At 71.5% G+C, this 23,524-nt stretch carries 21 protein-coding genes; 1 reads left to right on the top strand and 20 read right to left on the bottom strand.

Annotated features, from left to right (window positions below; genetic code table 11):
* Window positions 1-22: 22 nt before the first annotated feature.
* The 20 genes from ABFY20_RS09765 to pyrR are packed head-to-tail and all read right to left on the bottom strand — an operon-like array spanning window position 23 to window position 21,411.
* Window positions 23-730 carry a Trp biosynthesis-associated membrane protein gene (locus ABFY20_RS09765; protein ID WP_368499732.1) on the bottom strand — a complete coding sequence of 236 codons (708 nt, stop codon included), beginning with the start codon at window positions 728-730 and terminating at the stop codon, window positions 23-25.
* Entirely contained in the window at window positions 730-2,259 is a 1,530-nt protein-coding gene (locus ABFY20_RS09760) for an anthranilate synthase component I (RefSeq protein ID WP_368499731.1), read from the bottom strand. Before ABFY20_RS09760 ends, ABFY20_RS09765 begins: the two co-directional genes overlap by 1 nt.
* 4 nt (window positions 2,260-2,263) lie before the next feature.
* Entirely contained in the window at window positions 2,264-2,620 is a 357-nt protein-coding gene (hisI, locus tag ABFY20_RS09755; RefSeq protein ID WP_368499730.1) for a phosphoribosyl-AMP cyclohydrolase, read from the bottom strand.
* Complete coding sequence (gene hisF / locus ABFY20_RS09750) at window positions 2,617-3,387, bottom strand: imidazole glycerol phosphate synthase subunit HisF (protein ID WP_368499729.1); 771 nt, start codon at window positions 3,385-3,387, stop codon at window positions 2,617-2,619. The genes hisI and hisF overlap by 4 nt, the downstream gene beginning before the upstream one ends.
* Entirely contained in the window at window positions 3,387-4,226 is an 840-nt protein-coding gene (gene hisG, locus ABFY20_RS09745) for an ATP phosphoribosyltransferase (RefSeq protein WP_368499728.1), read from the bottom strand. Before hisG ends, hisF begins: the two co-directional genes overlap by 1 nt.
* A 59-nt stretch (window positions 4,227-4,285) precedes the next feature.
* On the bottom strand, window positions 4,286-4,549 hold the full coding sequence (locus ABFY20_RS09740) for a phosphoribosyl-ATP diphosphatase (protein ID WP_368499727.1): 264 nt from the start codon (window positions 4,547-4,549) through the stop codon (window positions 4,286-4,288).
* A 44-nt stretch (window positions 4,550-4,593) separates the two neighbouring features.
* Window positions 4,594-6,081 carry an RsmB/NOP family class I SAM-dependent RNA methyltransferase gene (locus tag ABFY20_RS09735; protein WP_368499726.1) on the bottom strand — a complete coding sequence of 496 codons (1,488 nt, stop codon included), beginning with the start codon at window positions 6,079-6,081 and terminating at the stop codon, window positions 4,594-4,596.
* The gene (gene fmt / locus ABFY20_RS09730) at window positions 6,078-6,992 is read right to left on the bottom strand and encodes a methionyl-tRNA formyltransferase (protein ID WP_368499725.1); all 915 of its coding nucleotides are present in this window, start codon (window positions 6,990-6,992) and stop codon (window positions 6,078-6,080) included. Before fmt ends, ABFY20_RS09735 begins: the two co-directional genes overlap by 4 nt.
* On the bottom strand, window positions 6,989-9,034 hold the full coding sequence (locus tag ABFY20_RS09725) for a primosomal protein N' (RefSeq protein WP_368499724.1): 2,046 nt from the start codon (window positions 9,032-9,034) through the stop codon (window positions 6,989-6,991). The genes fmt and ABFY20_RS09725 overlap by 4 nt, the downstream gene beginning before the upstream one ends.
* A gap of 2 nt (window positions 9,035-9,036) precedes the next feature.
* Window positions 9,037-10,242: a methionine adenosyltransferase gene (gene metK, locus ABFY20_RS09720; protein WP_368499723.1), complete on the bottom strand. Its 1,206-nt coding sequence runs from the start codon at window positions 10,240-10,242 to the stop codon at window positions 9,037-9,039.
* Window positions 10,239-11,468: a bifunctional phosphopantothenoylcysteine decarboxylase/phosphopantothenate--cysteine ligase CoaBC gene (gene coaBC / locus ABFY20_RS09715; RefSeq protein ID WP_368499722.1), complete on the bottom strand. Its 1,230-nt coding sequence runs from the start codon at window positions 11,466-11,468 to the stop codon at window positions 10,239-10,241. The genes metK and coaBC overlap by 4 nt, the downstream gene beginning before the upstream one ends.
* 22 nt (window positions 11,469-11,490) lie before the next feature.
* The gene (gene rpoZ, locus ABFY20_RS09710) at window positions 11,491-11,754 is read right to left on the bottom strand and encodes a DNA-directed RNA polymerase subunit omega (RefSeq protein WP_171704868.1); all 264 of its coding nucleotides are present in this window, start codon (window positions 11,752-11,754) and stop codon (window positions 11,491-11,493) included.
* A gap of 7 nt (window positions 11,755-11,761) precedes the next feature.
* Window positions 11,762-12,676, bottom strand: a complete 915-nt coding sequence (gene gmk, locus ABFY20_RS09705; RefSeq protein ID WP_368499721.1) for a guanylate kinase — start codon at window positions 12,674-12,676, stop codon at window positions 11,762-11,764.
* On the bottom strand, window positions 12,673-13,530 hold the full coding sequence (pyrF, locus tag ABFY20_RS09700) for an orotidine-5'-phosphate decarboxylase (protein WP_368499720.1): 858 nt from the start codon (window positions 13,528-13,530) through the stop codon (window positions 12,673-12,675). The genes gmk and pyrF overlap by 4 nt, the downstream gene beginning before the upstream one ends.
* Window positions 13,527-16,832 carry a carbamoyl-phosphate synthase large subunit gene (carB, locus tag ABFY20_RS09695; protein ID WP_368499719.1) on the bottom strand — a complete coding sequence of 1,102 codons (3,306 nt, stop codon included), beginning with the start codon at window positions 16,830-16,832 and terminating at the stop codon, window positions 13,527-13,529. The genes pyrF and carB overlap by 4 nt, the downstream gene beginning before the upstream one ends.
* On the bottom strand, window positions 16,832-18,022 hold the full coding sequence (gene carA, locus ABFY20_RS09690; protein ID WP_368499718.1) for a glutamine-hydrolyzing carbamoyl-phosphate synthase small subunit: 1,191 nt from the start codon (window positions 18,020-18,022) through the stop codon (window positions 16,832-16,834). The genes carB and carA overlap by 1 nt, the downstream gene beginning before the upstream one ends.
* Entirely contained in the window at window positions 18,019-18,585 is a 567-nt protein-coding gene (locus ABFY20_RS09685) for a hypothetical protein (RefSeq protein WP_368499717.1), read from the bottom strand. The genes carA and ABFY20_RS09685 overlap by 4 nt, the downstream gene beginning before the upstream one ends.
* Window positions 18,561-19,913 carry a dihydroorotase gene (locus ABFY20_RS09680; RefSeq protein ID WP_368499716.1) on the bottom strand — a complete coding sequence of 451 codons (1,353 nt, stop codon included), beginning with the start codon at window positions 19,911-19,913 and terminating at the stop codon, window positions 18,561-18,563. Before ABFY20_RS09680 ends, ABFY20_RS09685 begins: the two co-directional genes overlap by 25 nt.
* Window positions 19,910-20,866 (bottom strand): aspartate carbamoyltransferase catalytic subunit, encoded by a 957-nt coding sequence (locus tag ABFY20_RS09675; protein WP_368499715.1) that lies wholly within the window; start codon window positions 20,864-20,866, stop codon window positions 19,910-19,912. Before ABFY20_RS09675 ends, ABFY20_RS09680 begins: the two co-directional genes overlap by 4 nt.
* The gene (gene pyrR, locus ABFY20_RS09670) at window positions 20,863-21,411 is read right to left on the bottom strand and encodes a bifunctional pyr operon transcriptional regulator/uracil phosphoribosyltransferase PyrR (protein ID WP_368499714.1); all 549 of its coding nucleotides are present in this window, start codon (window positions 21,409-21,411) and stop codon (window positions 20,863-20,865) included. The genes ABFY20_RS09675 and pyrR overlap by 4 nt, the downstream gene beginning before the upstream one ends.
* 183 nt (window positions 21,412-21,594) lie before the next feature.
* Here pyrR and ABFY20_RS09665 point away from each other — a divergent pair, with 183 nt between their 5' ends.
* A complete protein-coding gene (locus tag ABFY20_RS09665; RefSeq protein ID WP_368499713.1) occupies window positions 21,595-23,514 on the top strand; it encodes a choice-of-anchor I family protein in 1,920 nt (639 codons plus the stop codon).
* The last annotated feature ends 10 nt before the right edge of the window (window positions 23,515-23,524 follow it).

Below are 23,524 nucleotides of genomic sequence, written 5' to 3'. Positions count from 1 at the left end.
CGTCGGGTGGTTCGGGTCAAGTCTATCGGGTGGGGTCGGAGCCGCGCGTCAGGCGGTCCCAGTCGTCGACGGCCGCGTCACGTCTCGCCGCGGCGTCGTCGGGACGGGTGGGAGCATCGGTCTCCGCGGTTCTGCCGCCGCCTTCGTCGATCTCGTCCTCCTCGTCGTCGAAGAAGTCGCCGGCGTCGGAGCTCCTGCGCCCGTCGGCGGCCTCGAAGGTGACCGCCTGGTACTTGCGGCCGGCGGCGGGCCAGCGCCGCACGGTCACGATCACCACGAGCCCTGCGACGACCATCAGGGCGCCCAGCACGACGCTGACCGCGGGCCACGCGCTCTCGGAGCCCACCGTGGCGAGCTCTCGGATTGACGTCGTGCCCGCCACGCCGGTGCTGGTGGTGACGACGGAGGCACCCGCACCGACGGGGTCGGAGAGCGCGCCGATCGCCGACCAGAGCACGCTCACGCCGAGCAGCACCTCGAGCGCGCCCAGCACGATCCGCACGAGCGGGCCGGCGATCGCCAGCGCGCCGGCGAGGGCGATGCCGGCGAGCCCCAGCGCCGAGAGCGCGGGCGCGGCGACCGAGCCAGGCACGTCGAGCACCGTGTCGGTGGTGGGCGACGCCACGAGCACCAGAGTGCCCCACGACTGCGACCAGGCGAGGAAGGTCAGTGCGGACAGCAGCAGGATGCCGAGGATGGAGAAGACCTTGAGGCGCCGGGCGCCGGCCATCAGCGCACCCTCGTCATGGCGTTCGCCACGGCGACCGCGCGCAGCGGAGCGGCGGCCTTGTTCACCGACTCCTGGAACTCGCTCGCCGGGTCGGAGTCGGCGACGAGACCGCCGCCGGCTTGAACACGGGCGACGCCGTCGCGGATGGTGGCGGTGCGGATGGCGATCGCCACGTCGGCATCGCCCCCGAACGCGAAGTACCCGACGACGCCGCCGTAGAGGCCGCGCTGCGCGGGCTCGAGCTCGTCGATGATCTCGAGCGCCCGCGGCTTCGGCGCGCCCGAGAGCGTGCCGGCGGGGAAGGTCGCCTTGAACACGTCGATCGCGTCGACGCCGTCGCGCAGCTGGCCCTCGACGGAGGAGACGATGTGCATGATGTGGCTGAACCGCTCGACCCGCATGAACTCGGTCACCTCCACCGACGACGCTTCGCAGACCTTCAGCAGGTCGTTGCGTGCGAGGTCGACGAGCATGAGGTGCTCGGCCTTCTCCTTGTCGTCGGCGAGCAGCTCCCGCTCGAGCTCGAGGTCGTGCTGCGGCGTGTCGCCACGCGGGCGGGACCCGGCGATCGGGTGCGTGTGCGCCCGCCCCTTCTCCACCTTCACGAGCGCCTCGGGGCTGGAACCCACGATCTGGTACGGGGTGCCGTCGGTGTCGACGAGCGTGAGCAGGTACATGTACGGGCTCGGGTTCAGGGTGCGCAGCGCCCGGTAGACGTCGATCGGGTGCGCGGGGCAGTCGAGCTCGAAGCGCTGGCCGATCACCACCTGGAAGATGTCGCCCTCGCGGATGTGCGCCTTGGCCACCTCGATGGCCTGCAGGAAGTCGGAGCGCTCGGTGCGCGCATCCGGAACCGCCGTCACGCCGAAGTCGGCGGTGGCGAGCCAGGCCTCGGCGGGCTGGGCGAGAGCCGACTGCAGGGCGTCGAGCCGCTGCTGCGACTCCGCCCAGAGCTCGTCGGCGCTCTCCTCCTCGCGGTCGGCGAGCACGGTCACGACGAGCTGCACGGTGCCGAGCACGTGGTCGACCACCACGAGCTCCGAGACGAACGACAGCGCCTGGCTCGGGATGCGGTAGTCGGCCGGGGGGCGGTTGGGGAGGCGCTCCAGCTGCCGGACGGTCTCCCAGCCGATGAAGCCCACGAGACCGCCGGTGAGGGGCGGGTGCGAGGGCACCGACGGGGTCTTCCAGTGCTCGTAGAGCGCGCTGAGCGCCTCGAGCGGCGCCTCGGGGAGGCCCTCGGGCAGCACGCGTGCAAGCGGCAGGCCGAGGTCGAGCCAGACCGCCCTGTCGTCCTGCTCGGTGAGCAGACCGAAGCTCGACACGCCGATGAATGAGAAGCGCGACCAGATACCGCCCTGCTCGGCCGACTCGAGGAGGAAGCTGCCGGGACGGCCGTCGGCGAGCTTGCGGTAGATGCCGACGGGGGTCTCGCCGTCGGCGTACAGCTCGCGGATCACCGGGATCACGCGGTGCCCGGCGTGGAGCGCGTCGAAGTCGGCCCGGGAGGTCGTGGAGGTGGAGGTCATCGTGCTACGAGTCTCCCATCAGCACGACCGGCTCGAGCGGGTCGACGTCGAAGCAGCGGCGCGCGCCGGTGTGGCAGGCGGCGCCGATCTGGTCGACCTCGACGAGGAGCGTGTCGGCGTCGCAGTCGAGGGCGGCGCTCTTGACGTACTGCACGTGCCCCGAGGTGTCGCCCTTGCGCCAGTACTCCTGGCGCGACCGCGACCAGAAGGTCACCCGGCCCTCGGTGAGGGTGCGGCGGAGCGCCTCGGCGTTCATGTAGCCGAGCATGAGCACCTCCTTGGTGTCCCACTGCTGGATGATGGCGGGGAGGAGGCCCTTGTCGTCGAAGGTCACCCGCTCGAGCACGTCGTCGACGCTCATCGCACGACCACCCCTTCTCTCCTCAGTTCGTCCTTGACCTGGCCCACCGTCATCTCACGGAGGTGGAAGACGGATGCGGCCAGCACCGCATCCGCCCCCGCGGCGACGGCCTGGCCGAAGTGCTCGACGGCCCCCGCGCCGCCCGAGGCGATGACGGGAACGCTGATCACCTCGCGCATGAGCCGCACGAGCTCGAGATCGAAGCCGTCTTTGGTGCCGTCGGCGTCGATGGAGTTGACGAGCAGCTCCCCCGCCCCGCGGCGGATGGCCTCCTCGGCCCACTCGAGCGCGTCGAGCTCGGTCTCGCGGCGGCCGCCGTGGGTGGTGACCACGAAACCCGAAGGCGTACGCCCGGGCACGGCGGTGCGCTTGACGTCGAGCGAGAGCACGAGCACCTGGGCTCCGAAACGGTCGGCGATCTCGTCGATGAGCTGCGGGCGGGCGATGGCGGCGCTGTTCACGCCCACCTTGTCGGCTCCCGAGGCGAGCAGGCGTGCGACGTCGGCGTCGGAGCGCACTCCCCCGCCCACCGTGAGCGGGATGAACACCTGCTCGGCGGTCTGGCGCACCACGTCGTACATGGTGGCCCGATCGTCGACGGTGGCGGTGACGTCGAGGAAGGTGAGCTCGTCGGCCCCCTGCTCGGAGTACAGCTTCGCGAGCTCGACCGGGTCGCCGGCGTCGCGCAGGTTCTCGAAGTTCACGCCCTTGACCACGCGGCCGGCCGCCACGTCGAGGCAGGGGATGACGCGGACGGCGAGCGACATCAGATCCTCGCCGCGTGGATCGGGCTGACCAGGATCGCCCTGGCGCCGACGGCGTACAGCGCGTCCATCACCTGGTTGGTGTCGGTACGCGGCACCATGGCGCGCACGGCGACCCACTCGCGGTCGTGCAGCGGCGAGACGGTGGGCGACTCGATGCCCGGCGTGAGGGCGACCGCTGCGTCGAGCTGCGCCACGGGCACGTCGTAGTCCATGAGCACGTACTGGCGGGCCACGAGGACGCCCTGCAGGCGACGCAGCAGCGTCTCGGCGCCCGGGTGCTCCGAGCCCGAGCTGATGAGCACGGCCGTCGACTCGAGGATGACCGGGCCGAAGATCTCGAGGCCGGCCTTCTTCAGGGTGCCGCCGGTGGAGACCACGTCGGCCACCGCATCCGCGACCCCCAGTCGCACCGCGGACTCGACGGCGCCGTCGAGGCGCACCAGGCTCGTGGTGATGCCGTGGCCCTTGAGGAACGCGCCGACCAGACCGGGGTAGCTGGTGGCGACCCGCGCACCCTGGAGGTCGGAGAGCTCGATCGACGTGCCCTGCGGGCGGGCGAAGCGGAAGGTCGACTCGCCGAACAGCAGCGCGGCGACCTCCGTGGCGGGCGACTCGGAGTCGAGGAGCAGGTCGCGGCCGGTGATGCCCACGTCGAGGGCGCCCGAGCCGACGTAGGTGGCGATGTCGCGCGGGCGCAGGTAGAAGAACTCGACGCCGTTGCGCGGGTCGGCCGTGACGAGTTCACGTGAGTCGCGTCGCCCGTGATAACCCGCCTCGGCGAGCATCTGGGCGGCGGTTTCGGAGAGGGAGCCCTTGTTGGGCACCGCGATCTTGAGCATTCTGGGGTCTTTCGAGGGAGTCGGGTGAGATCGCGCAGATCAGGCTCTGCCTGGCCTCGTCACAGATGTCGGTAGACGTCGGCCGGCGTGAGGCCCTTGGCGAGCATGAGCACCTGGAGGTGGTAGAGCAGCTGCGAGATCTCCTCGGCGGTGTTCTCGTCGGACTCGTACTCGGCGGCCATCCACACCTCGGCGGCCTCCTCGACGATCTTCTTGCCGATGGTGTGCACACCGGCGTCGAGCTCGCGCACGGTGCCGGAGCCGTCGGGCCGCTCCACGGCCTTGACGGAGAGCTCGAGGAACAGCTCGTCGAAAGTCTTCACCACTCCAGGGTACCGGTGTCGGCACCCCCTCCCGCGCGCCCGGGTCAGGCGGGCTTGTGGAACAGGGCGATGAACATGGCGTCGGTGGTGTTGCGGTGTGGCCAGAGCTGGGCGGCGGGGTCGGGGGCGCCGAGGGCTAGGGTGTCGCCCGCGATGCGGCGGAGCACGGCCTGGGCGTCGAGCTGCTCGAGCTCGCCCGCCCAGCGGCGGAGTAGGCCTTGCACCTGGCCTCGGGTCTCGGCGACGTGAGGTGAGCAGGTGACGTAGGCGAGCAGCCCGCCCGGCTTCAGCGCCTTCACCGCCGCGTCGAGCAGGGCCTGCTGCAGTGCGACGAGCTCGGCAACGTCGGCGGGGGTCTTGCGCCAGCGCGCCTCAGGGCGACGGCGGAGCGCACCGAGGCCGGTGCACGGGGCGTCGACGAGGATGCGGTCGAAGGCCTCGCTCTCCGAGTCGCCGAAGGTCGTGCCGTCGCGTTCCCACACCGCGGGAGCGCCGGGCACGGCGGCGACGGCGCGGCGCACCAGGCCGGCGCGTGCAGGAACCGGCTCGTTGGCGACGACGACGGCGCCCGCCGGGCGGGCCTCGGCGGCGAGCACGGCGGTCTTGCCGCCGGGGCCGGCGCAGAGGTCGAGCCAGCGCTCGCCCGACTCGATGTCGCGCGCCCGGCTGAGGGCGAGGGCGGCGAGCTGCGAGCCCTCGTCCTGCACCCGGAGCACGCCCTCCCGCACGGCGTCGAGGCCGGCTGGGTCGCCCGAGGGGGCGACGAAGCCGATCGGTGAGAGCGCTGCGGGCTGCAGCTCGGGCTCCACGCCGCTGCCGTCGTAGAGCCCGGGCAGGGCGGCGAGGCTGAGCCGCGCCGGCGTGTTGTCGGCGACGAGCAGGTCGTCGAGCTCGGCCGCTACCTCGTCGGCGGCCACCCCGTCGGCCACCAGAGCGCGGCGGAACGCCCTCACCACCCAGGCGGGGTGCGAGGTCGAGACGGCGAGCCGCTCGTCATCGCTTCCGGCCGCGTCGGTGAGTCGGGCGAGCCACTCCTCGGGCGCGGTGCGGGTGATCGCCCGCAGCACACCGTTGACGAACCCCGTCGCCGAACGCGACGCGACCTGGCGCGCGAGCTCCACCGACTCGTTCACCGCCGCGTGCTGCGCCACGCGCATCGACAGGATCTGGTGGGCACCGAGCTCCAAGACGTCGCGCACGGCGCCGTCGATCTCGTCGATCGGCCGCCCGGAGGCCTGTTCGATCACGGAGTCGTAGTAACCGCGCAGCCGCAGCGTGCCGTAGGTCAACTCGGTGGCGAGCGCGGCGTCGGCCGGCGCGAGGCCCGCCGCGGCGATCTTGCCGGGAAGCAGCAGGTTCGCGTAGGCATCGTCGGCACGCACCGCGCTGATGACCTCGAGCGCGATCCTCCGCGCAGGCTGCACCTCTGAGGGGCCGGGTCGAGGTGTCGCGGGCTTGCGTCGCTGGGGCCCGTGACGCCGGGGCTCACGACGGCGGCCGCCGTCTCCGCGGGCGGGGGTCGACTCGCTCATCGGGCGATCATCCTCTCGACGTTCTGGCCGCGCCACCAGTCGGTGGCCGCCATGCTCTTCTTGCCGGCGGGCTGCACGCTGATGAGCCGGAGCGGCTCGGTGGCGGTGCCCACGAGCACCTCGCCCTGGCGCGCCTCGATGACACCGGGCTCGAGCCGCGGGTGGTCGCGCACGGGCGCGGTGTCGTGCACCTTGAGGCGCGCGCCGTCGATCTCGGTGAACGCCCCGGGCTCGGGCGTCACTCCCCGGATGCGGTCGTACACCCGGTCGGCCGGCTCGCCGAAGTCGAGGCGGGCGTCGTCGATCGAGAGCTTCGGCGCGAGCGTCACCTCGCCGCTCTGTTCGACGGGCGCGGTCTCGCCCGCCGCGATGGCGTCGACCGTGTCGGCGAGCTGCTCGGCGCCGGAGAGCGCGAGCCGCCCGAGCAGGGTTCCCGCCGTCTCGTGCGGGGCAATGGCCGTGCGGGTCATCGACCAGATCGGTCCGTCGTCGAGACCGGGCTGGAGCTGGAAGACTGTCGCGCCGGTCTCGCGGTCACCTGCGATGATGCTCCACTGCACCGGCGCAGCCCCCCGCCAGCGCGGAAGGAGGGAGAAGTGGAGGTTGACCCAGCCGCGGGCCGGCGTCGACAGGAGCGGCTCCCGAACCAGGCCGCCGTAGGCGACGATGACGCCGAGCTCGGCCCCCCGTGCCGCGATCTCCTCCGTCGCCTCTGCGTCGAGTCGCGCCGCCTTGATGACGGGGAGCCCGAGCCGCTCGGCGGCCTCGGCGACGGGCGACGGGGTGAGCACGCGCTTGCGGCCGAGGGGCGCGTCGGGCCGGGTGACGACCGCGACGATCTGGTGCCGGGCCGCGAGAGCCTCGAGGGCGGGCACCGCGACGGCGGGTGTACCCGCGAAGACGAGTTTCATTCCATGATCTCCGAATCGTCGAGCCGCACGCGCAGGGTCGGTGCGGGCCGGAAGCCGCCCGAGCCGGTCTTGCGCCGCCGCGTCGTGGCGTTCTTCACCACCAGCGCCCTGAGGTGCCTCGCCACGGCGCCCCCCACCGCGTAGTCGAAACGCACGATGGAACGCACCAGGCCGTCATCGGCAGGCACCGGCCCGAGGGTATCCATCTTGGCCCATTCCTCGGGCGTGACGAGCCTCTTCAGCTCGGCCAGCGCATCCGCCACCGTGTCAGGAGCGCCCGTGACGGTGGCCAGACGCACGGCAGGAGGGAAGCGCAGCCTCCGCCGGTCGGCGAGCTCGGCGCCCGCGACCAGCTCCTGCTGCCAGGTGACGAGCGCCTTGGCGAGCTCGCCGCCCACCCCGACCAGCACGTTCGCCGCGCGCGGGGCGGAGAGCGCGATCGCGTTCGACCACCAGCGCAGGCAGTCTTCGGCGACCCGCAGCGACTCGCGGGCCAGCATGCGCGGCCCGTCGAGCAGCAGCACGGCGCGGTAGCCACCCTTCGCCACCGGCTCGGCCCCTCGCGTGGCGACGATGAGCGCGGGCCGGTCGTCGACGCTCAACACCTCGCGTGAGCCGTCGGAGACGACGACCCGCACACCGGGGAAGGCCCGCCCGAGCTCGTCGGCCGTGCGGCCCGCGCCCACCGAGGCGAAGCGCAGCCGCGTGCCGTGGCAGTGCGAGCACGACCAGTTCACCGCGATGGCGCCGCAGAGCGCGCAGCTCGGCCTCTCCCCCGCGCGCGCCACGTGCAAGGGGCCGCCGCAGACGGAGCAGGATGCGGGGGTCGAGCAGCTTTGACAGGCCAGCACGGGCGCGTACCCGGGCCGGGCCACCTGAACCAGCACCGGCCCGTGCTGCAGCGCCTCACGGGCGAGGGCCCACGCCGCGGGAGGGATGCGGGCGGCGTTCTGGGGAGCATCCGCGTCGTCCTGCTCGGCGGTGGGCACGACCTTCGGAAGGTACCTGGGCGCGGGGAAGACCGGGTGCAGGAAGGCGAGCTCGACCAGCCGCTCGATCTCGGTGCTGCGCGAGTGCGAGAGGAAGGCGAGCCGGCAGCCCGACTGCTCCTGGCGCACCAGCGCGGCATCGCGCAGGTGCACGTAAGGGGCGAGCGGTTCGCTCTGCAGGGCGTCGCCCTCGTCCCACACGATGATCTGCCCGAGCGTCGACACCGGGGCGTAGACGCTCGAGCGGTTGCCGACGACGATGTGCGGCCGGCCGTCGAGCGCCGTGAGGAAGTGGGCGTAGCGCTCGTTGCGGGCCTGCCGTGCGTCGAGCCGCACCACGGCGTCGCCCACCCCGAGGTGCTCGAGCGCCTGCTCGACCATGGTCTGGTCACGGTGATCGGGCACGGCGACGATGACCGACTCGCCGCCCCGGTGCACCTGCGCGGCGAGCTCGGCCGCGGTGAGCGCCCAGTGCCCCACGGTGTGCTCGCCGAGCTGCGTGACAGTCGCGATCGCGTCGACAGCGCTGCGGGCGCCCGGTTCGGCGAGATGCCGGCAGTCGCTCTCGGAGTAGCCCGTGAGTGCGAAGACCGGGGGGCCGGCAGCCTCAGGCGGGGCCTGGGAGGCGCGTGCCGACTCTGCGGAGTCCGCTCGCTGGGCCTCCTCGGCGACGAAGGCCTTCTCCACCCGCACGAAGCGCGGAGGTACCGCCAGCCGCACGATGTCGCAGGCGCTGCCGGCCGCGCGGTCGGCGAGGCGCCGGGCCAGCGCCCACACCTCGGGGGTGAGCACCGGCAGCGGCGACACCACCTCGTCGAGCTCGCTGAGGGTGCGCTCGCCTGGCTCGTGCGGGGCGAGCTCGATGATGTAGCCGCGGGCGGTGCGCCCGGCCGAGCGCAACGGCACCTTGACCCGCACACCCGGCTTCGCGTCGGCGAGGAGGGCCGGCGGCACCAGGTAGTCGAACAGGCGATCGAGCTGCGGCAACGGCGACTCGAGCATGACCCGGGCGATGACACCGCCGGCGACGTCGCGTGCGACCTCGCCCGTCACGGTCAGAGGCCCGCGGCGCTGCGCAGCTCGTCGACGCGGTCGAGGCGCTCCCAGGTGAACTCGGGAAGCTCCCGGCCGAAGTGCCCGTAGCTCGCGGTGCGCGCGTAGATCGGCCGCAGCAGGTCGAGCTCTTCGATGATCGCCGCGGGGCGGAGGTCGAAGACCTCGCGCAGGGCCTTCGTGATCACCTCGTCGGAGACCGTGCCGGTGCCGAAGCTCTCGACGTAGAAGCCCACGGGTGCCGCCTTGCCGATGGCGTAGGCGATCTGCACCTCGAGGCGCTCGGCGAGCCCGGCCGCCACGGCGTTCTTCGCCACCCAGCGCATGGCGTAGGCACCCGAGCGGTCGACCTTCGACGGGTCTTTGCCGCTGAACGCCCCGCCGCCGTGACGGGAGGCGCCGCCGTAGGTGTCGACGATGATCTTGCGGCCGGTGAGCCCGGCGTCGCCCTGAGGGCCGCCGATCTCGAAGCGGCCGGTGGGGTTGATGAGCACGCGGGCGTCGCGGGTGGAGAGCTCGACGCCCGACTCCTCGGCGGCCTCGAGCACCGGCCTGATGACGAGCTCCTCGACCTCGCGGCGCAGCGAGTCGAGCCCGATGCTCGGGGCGTGCTGGGTCGACAGCACGACGGTGTCGACGGTGCGGGGCACCACCCCGTCGTAGCCGATGGTGACCTGAGTCTTGCCGTCGGGCCTGAGGTAGTCGACGAGGCCGTCCTTCCGCACCTCGGCGAGCCGGGCCGCGAGACGGTGTGCGAGCCAGATGGGCAACGGCATGAGCTGGGGCGTCTCGGTGGTGGCGTAGCCGAACATGATGCCCTGGTCGCCCGCGCCCTGGCGGTCGACCTCGTCGGTGGAGGTGCCCTCGCGGGTCTCGAAGGCGTTGTCGACGCCCTGGGCGATATCGGGCGACTGCCCGCCGATCGACACGGAGACGCCGCAGGAGCGCCCGTCGAACCAGACATCGCTCGAGGTGTAGCCGATGGAGGTGATCTTGTCGCGCACGATGGCGGGGATCTCGACGTAGCCGTTCGTGGTGACCTCGCCCGCCACGTGCACGAGCCCGGTGGTCACGAGCGTCTCGACCGCCACCCGCGAGTGCGGGTCGACCGTGAGGAGCGCGTCGAGGATGCTGTCGGAGATCTGGTCGCAGATCTTGTCGGGGTGCCCCTCGGTGACGGACTCTGACGTGAAGAGGCGAAGGCTCATTGTGCTCCTGATCGTGCTCGGGCGAACACCCCGAGGATGCCATCGGCCACCGACATCTTGCTTCCGGAGGCCTCGAAAACTATATCCCCGGCCGCATCGAGCACGACGACCTCGTTGCCGTCGGTGGCGAACCCCGTCGTCCACCCCACGCCGTTCACCACGAGGTAGTCGCAGCCCTTGCGGGCGATCTTCGCGCGGCCGAGCTCGAGCAGCTCGTCGCGGCTCGTGGCCGTCTCGGCGGCGAAGCCCACGACCAGCCTGCCTTCGCGCGGGCCCGCCGAGACGGTGGCGAGGATGTCGGGGTTCTGCACCAGCTCGAGGGTGAGCCGCTCCCCCGTCGCCGCCTTCTTGATCTTGGCCTCGGAGACCGCGACGGGGCGGTAGTCGGAGACGGCGGCGGCCATGATCGTGATGTCGTGCTGCGGGGCGGCGTCAGTGACCACCTCGAGCAGCCGGGCCGTGGTCTCGGCACGGACGACCTCGACCCCCGTGGGCAGCGGCACCTCGACGTGGGCCGCCACGAGGGTGACCCGCGCGCCGCGGTCGCGTGCGGCCTCGGCGAGGGCGATGCCCTGCCGTCCGCTCGACCGATTGCCGATGTAGCGCACGGGGTCGAGCGGCTCCCGCGTGCCGCCCGCGGTGACGAGCACCGAGACGCCCTCGAGATCGCGCACGCCCTCGAGGTCGCGCGGCCGGGCTGCTCCCGACGCGACGGCCAGTGCTTCGGCCACGATGACGTCGGGCTCGGCCATCCGGCCCGCCCCCGAGTCACGGCCCGTGAGCTGGCCGCTCACCGGGCCGACGAGGTGCACGCCGCGCGAGCGCAGCGTCGCCACGTTCGCGACGGTGGCGGGGTTCTGCCACATCTCGGTGTGCATGGCCGGGGCGATGACCACCGGTGCCTTGGTGGCGAGCACCGTGTTGCCGAGAAGGTCGTCGGCGATGCCTGCGGCGAGCTTCGCGATGGTGTTGGCCGTCGCCGGCGCGATCACCACGAGTTCGGCGGCCTGGCCGATGGCCACGTGACGCACCTCGGCGACCGCCTCGTAGAGGTCGGTGTTCACGGTGTTGCGCGAGAGCGCCTCGAGTGTCGGCCTGCCGACGAAGCGGAGGGCGGCCTCGGTGGCCACCACATGCACGTCGTGCCCCGCCAGAACGAGGCCACGGATGACGTTCACGGCCTTGTAGGCCGCGATGCCACCCGTGATCCCGACGACGATGTTCATGTGTTCGTGCGCCCGGCGCGCGCTACTCGGTGGGGGCGACCGGACGGATCTCGAGCTTGTCTTCGTTGATCTCGTGCATGGCGACCGAGAGGGGCTTGTCGTCGATGGTCGAGTCGACCAGCGGGCCGACGTTGTCGAACAGGCTGCCCTCGTGCAGGTCGGCGTAGTAGTCGTTGATCTGACGCGCGCGCTTCGAGGCGAAGATGACCAGGGCGTACTTCGAGTCGACCTTGGCGAGCAGGTCGTCGATGGGCGGGTCGATGATGCCGAGCTTGTTGGTGGGCATTGTGTGCTTACTCCTTGCCGAGAAGGCCGTTCGCCTTCTGAATCCGCATCAATTCTACGACCTCCGCCGCTGCGGCCTCGACATCCGTGTTCACGACGCGGTGGTCGAACTCGGCTTGGGCGGCGAGCTCGACCCGTGCGGTGCTGAGCCTGCGCTCCTGTTCCTCGTCCGATTCGGTGCCGCGGCCGATGAGCCGGCGCACCAGTTCGTCCCAGCTCGGCGGCAGGAGGAACACCAGGGTCGCCTCCGGCATGGCCTCACGCACCTGGCGGGCACCCTGCAGGTCGATCTCGAGCAGCACGCTCCGCCCCTCGGCGAGGGCGCGGTCGATCGGCGGCCGTGGCGTGCCGTAGCGCGACTTGTTGTGCACCACCGCCCACTCGAGGAACTCGCCCGCCTCGATCATGCGGTCGAACTCCGCGTCGTCGACGAAGTAGTAGCTCACCCCGTCGACCTCCCCGGGCCGGGGAGCACGCGTCGTCGCCGAGACCGAGAGAAGCACCTCGGGGTAGTTCTCCCTGATGTAGGTCGAGACGGTGCCCTTTCCGACGGCGGTCGGCCCGGCCAGCACCACGAGCCGGCTCTCCCCGCTGTCGACGACGGCGGGGGCCCGTTTCTCGAGGAACTCGCGAAGCCGCAACTGCTGGTGCACCCCGAGACCGGAGAGACGCTTTGTCGACGCGATCTCGAGCCGGGTCATGACGCGGTCGACCCGCACCGGCCCGAGACCGGGAATGCTGAGCAACAGATCGCGCACCCGCATGGTGGCCTCGATGCTCTCCGAACTCGCCAGCGCGGTGTGCAGCACCGAGAGGGCGCTGAGGCGCCGCTCGTTCACCGCGCGCTTCACGGCGGCGCGGGCCCGACGCGCGGCGACGGCAGCGCGCGAGGCGGCGACCCGGTCGACCTCCGGCGGCCTCACGCGATCACCTCGGCGAGGGCATCCGCGTCGGCGGCGATGGCAGCGGCGAGTCCGGCGGCGCCGTGCTGCAGGATGCTGCGCGACACGCTCACCACGGTGTTCGGCGCGAGCGGACCGAACACGTGAGGGATGACCGGGAACTCGGCGCCTTGGAAGCCGAAGCCCGGCGCCAGCACGGGGGTCGTCGAGAGGGTGCGCAGCGCCTCGGCGGCGAAGCCGTAGTCGTCGAGCCGCTTCGTCGCCCCGAGCACGAGGCCGAAGTCGCCGAGCCGGGTGCGGTCGGTGTTGCGCTCCGCGACCTCGTCGGCGACCAGACGCGACACGGAGACCCCGGATGCTCCTGCCGTACGCGCCGTCTGGAGCCCGCGCGACTCGGGGTTCGAGGTGGCACTCAGCACGAACACTCCCTTGCCCGCGGCCTCCGCGCGATCGAACAGCCCGCCGAGCGCACCGACGCCTGTGAAGGCGGTGACGGTCAGAGCGTCGATCTCGAGCGGAGAACCGGGCGTGAGCCACGCCGCGGCGTACCCGTCGTTGGTCGACCCGATGTCTCCCCGCTTGGCGTCGCCGATCACGAGCAGGCCCGCGTCGCGGGCGGCCGCGAGAACGTCCTCCAGCGCGGCGAAGCCGGCCGAGCCGTACGCCTCGAAGAACGCCACCTGCGGCTTCACGATGCCCACCCACTCCGACGCGGCCACGGCCTCGACCACGGCCAGCCCGAAGGAGCGCACCCCGGCGGCGTCGACCGTCAGCCCCCACTCCGTGAGGAGGTAGGGATGCGGGTCGACGCCGACGCAGAGGTGCCCCTTCGACCCGAACACCGAGTCGAGGCGGGTGCCGAAGGGAGCGATCATCCGCGCGCGCTCCTGGCGAGGGCGTACTCCTGCAGCGAGGTGACGGTGAGACCCTCGCTGAGCGCCTCGAACGAGGCGACCGCCGCACCGAGCTGGGCGATCGTGGTGAACAGCGGCTTGTCGGCGGCCACTGCAGCGGCGCGGATCTCGTAGCCGTCGACCCGGGCCGAGCGCCCCGACGGGGTGTTCACGACGATGTCGACCCGGTTCGCGTTGATGAGGTCGACGACGGTCTCCACCGCATCCTCACCCTCGCCGTCGGCCTTCAGACCTTCGGAGTGCTTCGCCACGACCCGGGCGTGGATGCCGTTGCGGTTCAGCACCTCGGCGGTGCCCTCGGTGGCGAGCACCTCGAAGCCGAGCTGCTGCAGCCGCAGCACGGGCAGCACGATGGCGCGCTTGTCTCGGTCGCTGACCGACACGAAGACCGTGCCAGAGGTGGGCATACCGCCGTACGCGGCATCCTGGCTCTTCGCGAAGGCACGCGGGAAGTCGCGGTCGATTCCCATGACCTCACCCGTCGAGCGCATCTCCGGGCCGAGCACCGAGTCGACGATGAGCCCCTCCTTGGTGCGGAACCGCTTGAACGGCAGCACGGCCTCCTTGACGGCGACCGGCGAGTCGAGCGGAACGACCGAGCCGTCCTGCTCGGGCAGCAGCCCCTCCTCGACCAGCGCCGAGATGGAGTCGCCCACCATGATGCGCGAAGCCGCCTTGGCGAGCGGGATGCCGAGCGCCTTCGAGACGAAGGGCACCGTGCGGGAGGCGCGCGGGTTGGCCTCGAGCACGTAGAGGATGCCGGCGCCGATGGCGAACTGCACGTTGAGGAGCCCCCGCACGCCGATGCCCTCGGCGATCTTCAGGGTCGCGTCGCGCACGGCGTCGATCTGCGACCGGCCGAGCGTCACGGGCGGCAGCGAGCAGCTCGAGTCGCCGGAGTGCACCCCGGCCTCCTCGAGGTGCTCCATGATGCCGCCGACGTAGAGGCGCTCGCCGTCGTAGAGCGCGTCGACGTCGATCTCGATGGCGTCGTCGAGGAATCGGTCGACCAGCAGCGGGTTGGCCGCGCCCACCATGCCCTGGCCCGCGATGCGCTCGAAGTAGTCGGCGAGCGACGGGGTGTCGTAGACGATCTCCATGCCGCGGCCGCCCAGCACGTAACTCGGGCGCACCAGCACGGGGAATCCGATCTCCTCGGCCACGGCCACTGCCGACTCGTAGTCGACGGCGGTGCCGTTCTTCGGGGCGATGATGCCGGCGGCGTCGAGGATGCCGGCGAACAGACCGCGCTCCTCCGCCAGGTCGATCGCCTCGGGGGTCGTGCCGAGGATCGGGACGCCCGCCTCTTTCAGCCCCTTCGCGAGCCCCAGCGCGGTCTGGCCGCCGAGCTGCACGACGACACCCACGAGCTCGCCCGACTGCGACTCGGCGTGGATGACCTCGAGCACGTCCTCCAGCGTGAGCGGCTCGAAGTAGAGCCGGTCGCTGGTGTCGTAGTCGGTCGAGACCGTCTCGGGGTTGCAGTTGATCATGATGGTCTCGAAGCCCGCCGCCGAGAGCGCGAACGAGGCGTGCACGCAGGAGTAGTCGAACTCGACGCCCTGCCCGATGCGGTTGGGGCCCGAGCCCAGGATGACGACCTTGCGCGCCTCCGACGGCTCCACCTCGGTCTCCTGGTCGTAGCTCGAGTAGTGGTAGGGCGTGAGTGCGGGGAACTCGCCCGCGCAGGTGTCGACCGTCTTGTACACCGGGCGTATGCCGAGGATGTGCCGCACCTCGCGCACGTCCTTCTCGCCGAAGCCGCGCAGCGACGCGATCTGCGCATCCGAGAAGCCGTGCTGCTTGGCCAGCGTGAACATGGCGTGGTCGGCGTTCTCGGAGGAGCGGATGGCCTCGGCGACCTCGTTGATGAGCACGATCTGGTCGAGGAACCAGGGATCGATCTTCGTGGCCTCGAAGGCCTCCTCGATCGTGGCACCGGCACGGAGGGCCTGCTGCACCGTCACGATGCGGCCGTCGGTGGGCACCGCGGCGACGGCGAGCAGCTCGTCCTTGTCGCCGGGCTCGCCCTCCCAGTGGAACGACGAGCCGCGCTTCTCGAGCGAGCGCAGCGCCTTCTGCAGCGCCTGCGTGTAGTTGCGGCCGATGGCCATCGCCTCACCCACCGACTTCATGGTGGTGGTGAGGGTCGGGTCGGCGGCCGGGAACTTCTCGAACGCGAAGCGGGGCACCTTCACCACGACGTAGTCGAGCGTGGGCTCGAAGGATGCGGGGGTCACCTTGGTGATGTCGTTCGGGATCTCGTCGAGCCGGTAGCCGATGGCGAGCTTCGCCGCGATCTTGGCGATCGGGAAGCCCGTCGCCTTCGACGCGAGAGCGCTCGAGCGCGACACGCGCGGGTTCATCTCGATGACGATGACGCGGCCGTTCGCCGGGTCGACGGCGAACTGGATGTTGCAGCCGCCGGTGTCGACGCCGACGGCGCGGATGATGTCGATGCCGATGTCGCGGAGCCGCTGGTACTCGCGGTCGGTGAGCGTGAGCGCCGGGGCCACCGTGATGGAGTCGCCGGTGTGCACGCCCACCGGGTCGACGTTCTCGATGGAGCAGACGACCACCGTGTTGTCGGCGGTGTCGCGCATGAGCTCGAGCTCGTACTCCTTCCAGCCGAGGATCGACTCCTCGAGGAGCACCTCGGTGGTGGGGCTCTGGTGCAGGCCGTCGCCGACGATGCGACGCAGCTCGGTCTCGTCGTAGGCGAAGCCGGAGCCGAGGCCGCCCATGGTGAAGGAGGGGCGCACGACCAGCGGGTAGCCGAGGTCTTCCGCGAACCCGATCGCCTCGTCGACCGTGTGGGCGATGTGCGAGCGGGCCACGTCGCCGCCGGCGTCGATCACCAGCTGCTTGAAGATCTGGCGGTCCTCGCCCTTGTTGATGGCCTCGAGGTTCGCACCGATGAGCTCGACGTCGTACTTCTCGAGGATGCCGTGCTCGTGCAGCTGGATGGCCGCGTTCAGAGCGGTCTGGCCGCCGAGCGTCGGGAGGATCGCATCCGGCTTCTCCTTCTGGATGATCGCCTCGATCACCTGCCAGGTGATGGGCTCGACGTAGGTGGCGTCGGCGAAGTCGGGGTCGGTCATGATTGTGGCCGGGTTCGAGTTCACCAGGATGACGCGCACGCCCTCCTCGCGCAGCACGCGGCAGGCCTGGGTTCCGGAGTAGTCGAACTCGCAGGCCTGACCGATCACGATCGGGCCGGAGCCGATGACGAGAACGCTCTTGATGTCGTCTCTCTTGGGCATTACTGGTCGTCTCCTTCGGAGGGGCCTTCGGCGAAGCCGGCGTCTAGCGCGGGCGAGCCGGTCTTCGTGGCGAGGATCATGTCGCGGAAGCGGTCGAACAGGTACATGGAGTCGTGCGGGCCCGCCGCCGCCTCGGGGTGGTACTGCACCGAGAAGGCGTCGAGGTCGAGGCAGCGGATGCCCTCCACCACGTCGTCGTTGAGGCTGAGGTGGCTCACCTCGACCCGGCCGAGACCGGCAGGCGAGTCGACAACGCCCTCACGGGGCGCGTCGACGGCGAAGCCGTGGTTCTGGCTGGTGATCTCGACCCGGCCGGTGGTCTTGTCGAGCACCGGCTGGTTGATGCCGCGGTGGCCGAACGGCAGCTTGTAGGTGCCGAAGCCGAGGGCGCGGCCGAGCAGCTGGTTGCCGAAGCAGATGCCGAAGTAGGGCAGGCCGCCGCGCAGCAGCTCGCGCAGCAGCTCGACGTGGGTCTCGGAGGCCTCGGGGTCTCCGGGGCCGTTGCTGTAGAACAGCGCGTCGGGGGCGAGGGCGCGCACCTCGTCGAGGGTGACCGACTCGGGCAGCACCTCCACGTCGAAGCCGCGCTCGGCGAGGTAGTTGAGGGTGGAGGTCTTCACCCCGAGGTCGAGCACGGCGACCGAGCCGATGCGCTCGCCGACCGCCGGCACCTGGTAGCGCTCCTTCGTGGAGACCACGGTGGAGAGCTTCTGCCCGGCCATCTCCGCACCGCCGCGCACGACGTTCAGCTGCTCGGTGGCGTTCAGCTCGTAGTCGGGCCCCGAGAAGATGCCGGCGCGCATGGCGCCGAGGCTCCGCAGGTGACGCGTGAGGGCACGGGTGTCGATCCCCGAGATGCCGACGACACCGTCCGTGGCGAGGTCGTCGTCGAGCGAGCGCTGGGCACGGAAGTTCGACACCACCCGGGAGGGGTCGCGCACCACGTAGCCGGCCACCCAGATCTTCGACGACTCCTTGTCGGTGTCGTTCACTCCGGTGTTGCCGATGTGCGGGGCGGTCTGCATGACGATCTGGCCGGCGTAGGAGGGGTCGGTGAGGGTCTCCTGGTAGCCGGTCATGCCGGTGGCGAAGACCGCTTCGCCGAGCGTGCGTCCGCGGGCGCCGTAGGCGCGGCCCTCGTAGCGTCGCCCGTCTTCCAGCACGAGCACTGCGGGTTCGGTCGAGATCACGACGAGGTTCCTTCCTGTTGCGGGGTGATGGGCCGGAGCGGGGAGATCGCGGTCGCGGCGTCGATGAGCCGGCGCGCGTCTCCGAGTTCAGTGGCCCTGAGGTAGCTCTCCACCTCGGCGGGGCCGTCGGCGGAGGGGTAGGTCCAGTCCAGGCGCACCAGTCCGCCGGTCTCGACCACGCGGTCGATGGCCCAGGTGGAGGTGCCGATGGAGCGGATGGCGTCGCGCGGCACGAACGTCTCCGGCTCGCCGGGGATGGTGATGAGGAAGCCCTGTTCGTACACCGCGGCCTCACCGCGGCCGCGGAACGCGAGACCGGGGATGGTGAGCCGCTCGAGGGGCTCGCCCGCCTTCGTGGTGGCGACGTAGAGAACGGATGCGCGCACGAGCTCCGCACCGCGGGCGTCGGCGGCCGGCACCTCGGCCGGGGCCGCGAACGCCCTCTGACGGCGCTGCCGCCCCCGCCAGGCCCAGACCATGGTGAGCAGGATGAGCACCGCGAGGGCGGTGACGAGGAGTCCGGGAACGAGCCGCTCCATCAGGCGGTCACCCCGGCTGCCCACGCGGCGGCCTCGTCGACCGGGGCGAGCACGCCGTCGCGGAGGGTGGGGAACCCGTAATGGAACGTCCACCTCACGCTGCCCGAAAGCGTCACACCCTCGTAGGGGGTGTTCGTGCTCTTGCCGTGCAGGCGGTCGAGCGTGAACTCGCTCGAGGCCGCCGGGTCGACCAGCACGACGTTCGCGGGCGCGCCGTCTTCGAAGGAGTGGCTGTGGTCGGCGAGCCGCCCGATGCGGGCGGGCGCGTTCGAGAGCACCCGCGCGACGTCGGCCCAGTCGAGCAGTCCGGTGTCGACGAGCGCGGTCTGCACCACGGGCAGCGCCGACTCGAGGCCCACCATGCCGAAGGCCGCGGCATCCCACTCGCACTCCTTGGTCTCACGCGGGTGGGGTGCGTGGTCGGTGGCGATGATGTCGATGGTGCCGTCGGCGACGCCCTCGCGCAGTGCCCGCACATCCTCGTCGCGGCGCAGCGGCGGGTTCACCTTGTAGCGCGCGTCGTAGCTGCGGATGAGCTCCTCGGTGAGGAGCAGGTGGTGCGGGGTGGCCTCGGCCGTCACCTGGATGCCGCGGGCCTTCGCCCAGCGCACCACGTCGACCGAGCCCGCGGTGGAGAGGTGGCAGATGTGCAGCCGCGCCCCCACGTGCTCGGCGAGCAGCACGTCGCGGGCGATGATCGACTCCTCCGCCACGGCGGGCCAGCCCTTGAGGCCGAGCTCGGAGCTCAGGGCGCCCTCGTTCATCTGCGCGTTCTCGGTGAGCCGCGGGTCTTGGGCGTGTTGGGCGATCACCCCGTCGAAGGTCTTCACGTACTCGAGCGCCCGCCGCATGAGCAGCGAGTCGTGAACGCACTTGCCGTCGTCGGAGAACACGCGCACGGCGGCCCGGGACTGCGCCATGGCGCCGATCTCGCTGAGGCGCTCGCCGGCGAGGCCCACGGTCACGGCGCCGATCGGGCGCACGGTGGCGTAGCCCGCCTGAACGCCGAGCGCCTGCACCTGCTCGACGACGCCCGCGGTGTCGGAGACGGGCAGGGTGTTCGCCATGGCGAAGACCCCCGTGAACCCGCCGGCCGCGGCGGCGCGCGTGCCCGTGAGCACGGTCTCGCTCTGCTCGTAGCCCGGCTCGCGCAGGTGCGTGTGCAGGTCGACGAGGCCAGGCAGGGCCACGAGGCCCTCGGCGTCGACCACCGTCGTGCCGGCCGGTGCCGAGTCGCCCCGGCCGCCCGACTCCGTCGACACGATGCGGCCGCCCTGAAGGAGCACGTCGGCGACCCGCCCGTCGGGGAGCGTCGCGCCCCTCAGGAGGGTGCTGATGCTGCTGTCGTTCACGCTGCGGCCTCTCGTTCGCCGGAGAGCAGCAGGTAGAGCACCGCCATCCGGATGGACACCCCGTTCGCGACCTGCTCGAGCACGGTCGACTGCGGCGAATCGGCCGCTCCCGCGGAGATCTCGAGGCCTCGGTTCATGGGGCCGGGATGCATGACAATGCTATCCGGGCCGAGGGCAGCGAGACGCTCGTCGTCGAGCCCCCACTGCCTCGCGTACTCGCGGGCCGACGGGAAGTAGGCCGCGTTCATCCGTTCGCTCTGGATGCGCAGCATCATGAGCACGTCGGGCCTCGTGCGGGCGAGGGTCTCGTCGAGGTCGAAGCTCACCTCGACCGGCCAGCTGCCGACGCCGACCGGCACGAGAGTGGCGGGGGCCACGAAGGTGACCTCGGCGCCCAGGGTGCGCAGGAGCCACAGGTTCGACCGCGCCACCCGGGAGTGCAGGATGTCGCCCACGATCACCACCGAGACGCCGTCGAGCGCCTTGCCCCGGCTCGCCGCCCCGTGCAGCCGCCGCCGCATGGTGAAGGCGTCGAGCAGGGCCTGGGTGGGGTGCTCGTGGGTGCCGTCGCCGGCGTTCACGACGCCCGCGTCGATCCAGTCGCTCTGCGCCAGCACCTGCGGGGCGCCGGATGCGGAATGACGGATGACGACGCCGTCGGCTCCCATGGCGGCGAGGGTCTGCGCGGTGTCTTTGAGCGACTCGCCCTTCGAGACGCTCGAGCCCTTCGCCGAGAAGTTGATGACGTCGGCGGAGAGCCGCTTGGCGGCGGCCTCGAACGAGATGCGGGTGCGCGTGGAGTCTTCGAAGAAGAGGTTCACCACGGTCTTGCCGCGGAGGGTGGGCAGCTTCTTGACCTCGCGCTGCTGCACGTCGGCCATGTCCTCGGCGATGTCGAGGATCTGCACGGCGGCGTCGCGGGAGAGATCGCGGGTGGAGAGCAGGTGTCTCATCCTTCGATCGTCACCTCCTCGGTGTCGTCGATCTCGGCGAGGCGTACGTTGATGCGCTCCTCGCGGGAGGTGGGGAGGTTCTTGCCCACGAAGTCGGCGCGGATGGGCAGCTCGCGGTGGCCGCGGTCGACGAGCACCGCGAGGCGCACGGCGCGCGGGCGGCCGAGGTCGTTCAGGGCGTCGAGCGCGGCGCGGATGGTGCGGCCCGAGTAGAGCACGTCGTCGACGAGCACGACGGTGGCGCCGTCGATGCCGCGACGCGGCACCTGGGTGGGCCGGGGTGAGCGCGTGGGATGCCGCGACAGGTCGTCGCGGTACATCGTGATGTCGAGGGCGCCCACCAGGGCCGCCGGGTCGACGGGGTTGCCCGCGCGCTCCTCGATCTCGGCGACGGTGCGGCCGATGCGCTCGGCGAGCAGCACACCCCTCGTCGGGATGCCGAGAACGACGAGATCGTTCGCTCCCCGGTTGGACTCCAGGATCTCGTGCGAGATGCGAGTCAACGCCCGGGTGACGTCAGCCTGCTGCAGCACTGTACGCGCCAAGCAACCGACCTCCTTCCCCGTCTCTCCGGACGGCTTTAAAGGATGTCTCATTCGTGCGTCTTCGACTCTACCAGTGCCTGGGCCGCGGTCGTGTTCACCGGGGCGACACCTGGCGGTCGCGACCGGTTCACCCGGGTGCTGTCGGGTGGGGCAGATCCCCCTGTCCCGACACCGAGGAGACCCATGCTCGCCCGCCGCGCCGCGCTCACCGCGCTCACCGCCGCCACCACCCTCGCCGGAGTCGCGTTCGCGTCGACCGCCGCGCACGCCTCCGTCTCGACCGACCCGATCGTCTACAGCGCCCCCGACGCGAAGCTCTCGCTCAACCCCGTCGGCAGCTACGAGACCGGGGTGTTCGACGAGAGCGCCGCCGAGATCGTGCAGTTCCACGCCGCCACGAAGCGCGCCTTCGTGGTGAACGCCCAGGCCGGTGTCGTCGAGGTGCTCGACCTGAGCGACCCGTCGGCGCCCGTGAAGCTCTTCGACGTCGTCACAGCGGGAGTCGCCTCGGCCGACGGGTCGACCGTCTCGCCCGACGCCGTGGCGAACTCGGTCGCCGTGCGCGCCGACGGTCTCGTGGCCGTCGCCGTCGAGGCCGACCCGAAGACCGACCAGGGCTGGGTCGTGTTCTTCGACGCGGCGGCCTCCGACGGTGGATCGGCGCTCGGCGCCGTGCGCGTCGGCGCACTCCCCGACATGGTCACCTTCACGCCCGACGGCGGCTCACTGCTCGTGGCCAACGAGGCCGAGCCCGCGGAGGACTACTCGGTCGACCCCGAGGGCTCCGTGTCGGTGATCGCCGCCCCCGCGACCCTCGCCGCGCCCGCGCAGGGTGCCGTGCGCACGGCCGACTTCCACGCCTACGAGGAGGGTGGGAGCAATGCCCTCCCCGAGGGCGTGCGCATCTTCGGCGGCATCGAGGGAGCGGCCCGGCCGGTCTCCGAGAACCTCGAGCCCGAGTACATCACCGTCTCGGGAGACGGGCGCACCGCCTGGGTGTCGCTGCAGGAGGCCAACGCCCTCGCCGAGATCGACGTCGCCTCCGCGACCGTCACCGACATCCACGCGCTCGGCTTCAAGGACTTCTCGGTGTCGCCCCTCGACGCTTCCGACCGCGACGGCGCCGTGAACATCACCACCTGGCCCGTCCTCGGCATGTACCAGCCGGATGCGATCGGCAGCTACCAGGTCGACGGCGACTCCTACATCGTCTCGGCGAACGAGGGCGACAGCCGCGACTGGGACGGCTACTCCGAGGTCGCCCGGGTGAAGGACCTCGGCGAAGACGGACTCGCGCCGGTGTGCGACGACCTCGCGCCGTTCGTGACCGACGAGCAGCTCGGGCGCCTGAACATCACCACCGCGAACGGCCTCGACGCCGACGCGGGCTGCTACTCCGAGCTCTACGCCTTCGGTGGCCGGTCGTTCTCGATCTGGGCCGCCGACGGCACTCAGGTCTTCGACTCCGGTAGCGACTTCGAGGAGATCACGGCGGCCGCGCTCCCCGAGGGCGCGTTCAACTCGAGCCACACCGACGTCGCCCTCGACAACCGCAGCGACGACAAGGGCCCGGAGCCCGAGGGTCTCGCGCTCGGTACCATCGGCTCGCACACCTACGCCTTCATCGGCTTCGAGCGCGTCGGCGGCGTCATCGTCTACGACATCACCGACCCCGCCGCGCCGTCGTTCGTCACCTACGTGAACAACCGCGACTTCTCAATCGTCGACCCCTCGGAGTCGGCCGAGGCCCTCTCGGGTTCCGGCGACCTCGGCCCCGAGGGTCTCGCGTTCGTCTCGGCCGAGTCGTCGCCGACCGGCGCCCCGATGCTGCTCGTCGGCAACGAGGTCTCGGGCACCACCACCGCCTTCGCGATCGACGTCGAGGCCGAGCCCACCCCGGAGCCCACCCCCGACCCGACCGCGTCGCCCACCCCCGCGCCCACGACGGCCCCGGCTCCGTCCGCCGCCCCGGGCGACGAGGCGGGCGGCAGCTCCCTCGCCAACACGGGCGCCGAGCCGCTCCCCGTGGCCGCGGGCGTGCTCGCCCTCCTCGCCGCCGGCGCCGCCGCCCTCACCGCCACGCGCATCCGCCGCCGCGCCTGACCCGTCCCGC

This window comes from Herbiconiux sp. A18JL235, from assembly GCF_040939305.1.
GTDB lineage: Bacteria > Actinomycetota > Actinomycetes > Actinomycetales > Microbacteriaceae > Herbiconiux.
This window is presented reverse-complemented; position numbering and strand designations above follow the sequence as displayed.

Bases quoted from the DNA above. Each gene is read 5' to 3' on its own strand.
- ABFY20_RS09760 (WP_368499731.1), bottom strand. From the start codon at position 2,259: ATGACCTCCACCTCCACGACCTCCCGGGCCGACTTCGACGCGCTCCAC.
- fmt (WP_368499725.1), bottom strand. From the start codon at position 6,992: ATGAAACTCGTCTTCGCGGGTACACCCGCCGTCGCGGTGCCCGCCCTC.
- hisF (WP_368499729.1), bottom strand. From the start codon at position 3,387: ATGTCGCTCGCCGTCCGCGTCATCCCCTGCCTCGACGTGGCGGCCGGC.
- hisI (WP_368499730.1), bottom strand. From the start codon at position 2,620: ATGAGCGTCGACGACGTGCTCGAGCGGGTGACCTTCGACGACAAGGGC.
- coaBC (WP_368499722.1), bottom strand. From the start codon at position 11,468: ATGAACATCGTCGTCGGGATCACGGGTGGCATCGCGGCCTACAAGGCC.
- pyrF (WP_368499720.1), bottom strand. From the start codon at position 13,530: ATGATCGCTCCCTTCGGCACCCGCCTCGACTCGGTGTTCGGGTCGAAG.
- carB (WP_368499719.1), bottom strand. From the start codon at position 16,832: ATGCCCAAGAGAGACGACATCAAGAGCGTTCTCGTCATCGGCTCCGGC.
- ABFY20_RS09735 (WP_368499726.1), bottom strand. From the start codon at position 6,081: ATGAGCGAGTCGACCCCCGCCCGCGGAGACGGCGGCCGCCGTCGTGAG.
- ABFY20_RS09765 (WP_368499732.1), bottom strand. From the start codon at position 730: ATGGCCGGCGCCCGGCGCCTCAAGGTCTTCTCCATCCTCGGCATCCTG.
- hisG (WP_368499728.1), bottom strand. From the start codon at position 4,226: ATGCTCAAGATCGCGGTGCCCAACAAGGGCTCCCTCTCCGAAACCGCC.
- ABFY20_RS09665 (WP_368499713.1), top strand. From the start codon at position 21,595: ATGCTCGCCCGCCGCGCCGCGCTCACCGCGCTCACCGCCGCCACCACC.
- ABFY20_RS09675 (WP_368499715.1), bottom strand. From the start codon at position 20,866: ATGAGACACCTGCTCTCCACCCGCGATCTCTCCCGCGACGCCGCCGTG.
- metK (WP_368499723.1), bottom strand. From the start codon at position 10,242: ATGAGCCTTCGCCTCTTCACGTCAGAGTCCGTCACCGAGGGGCACCCC.
- rpoZ (WP_171704868.1), bottom strand. From the start codon at position 11,754: ATGCCCACCAACAAGCTCGGCATCATCGACCCGCCCATCGACGACCTG.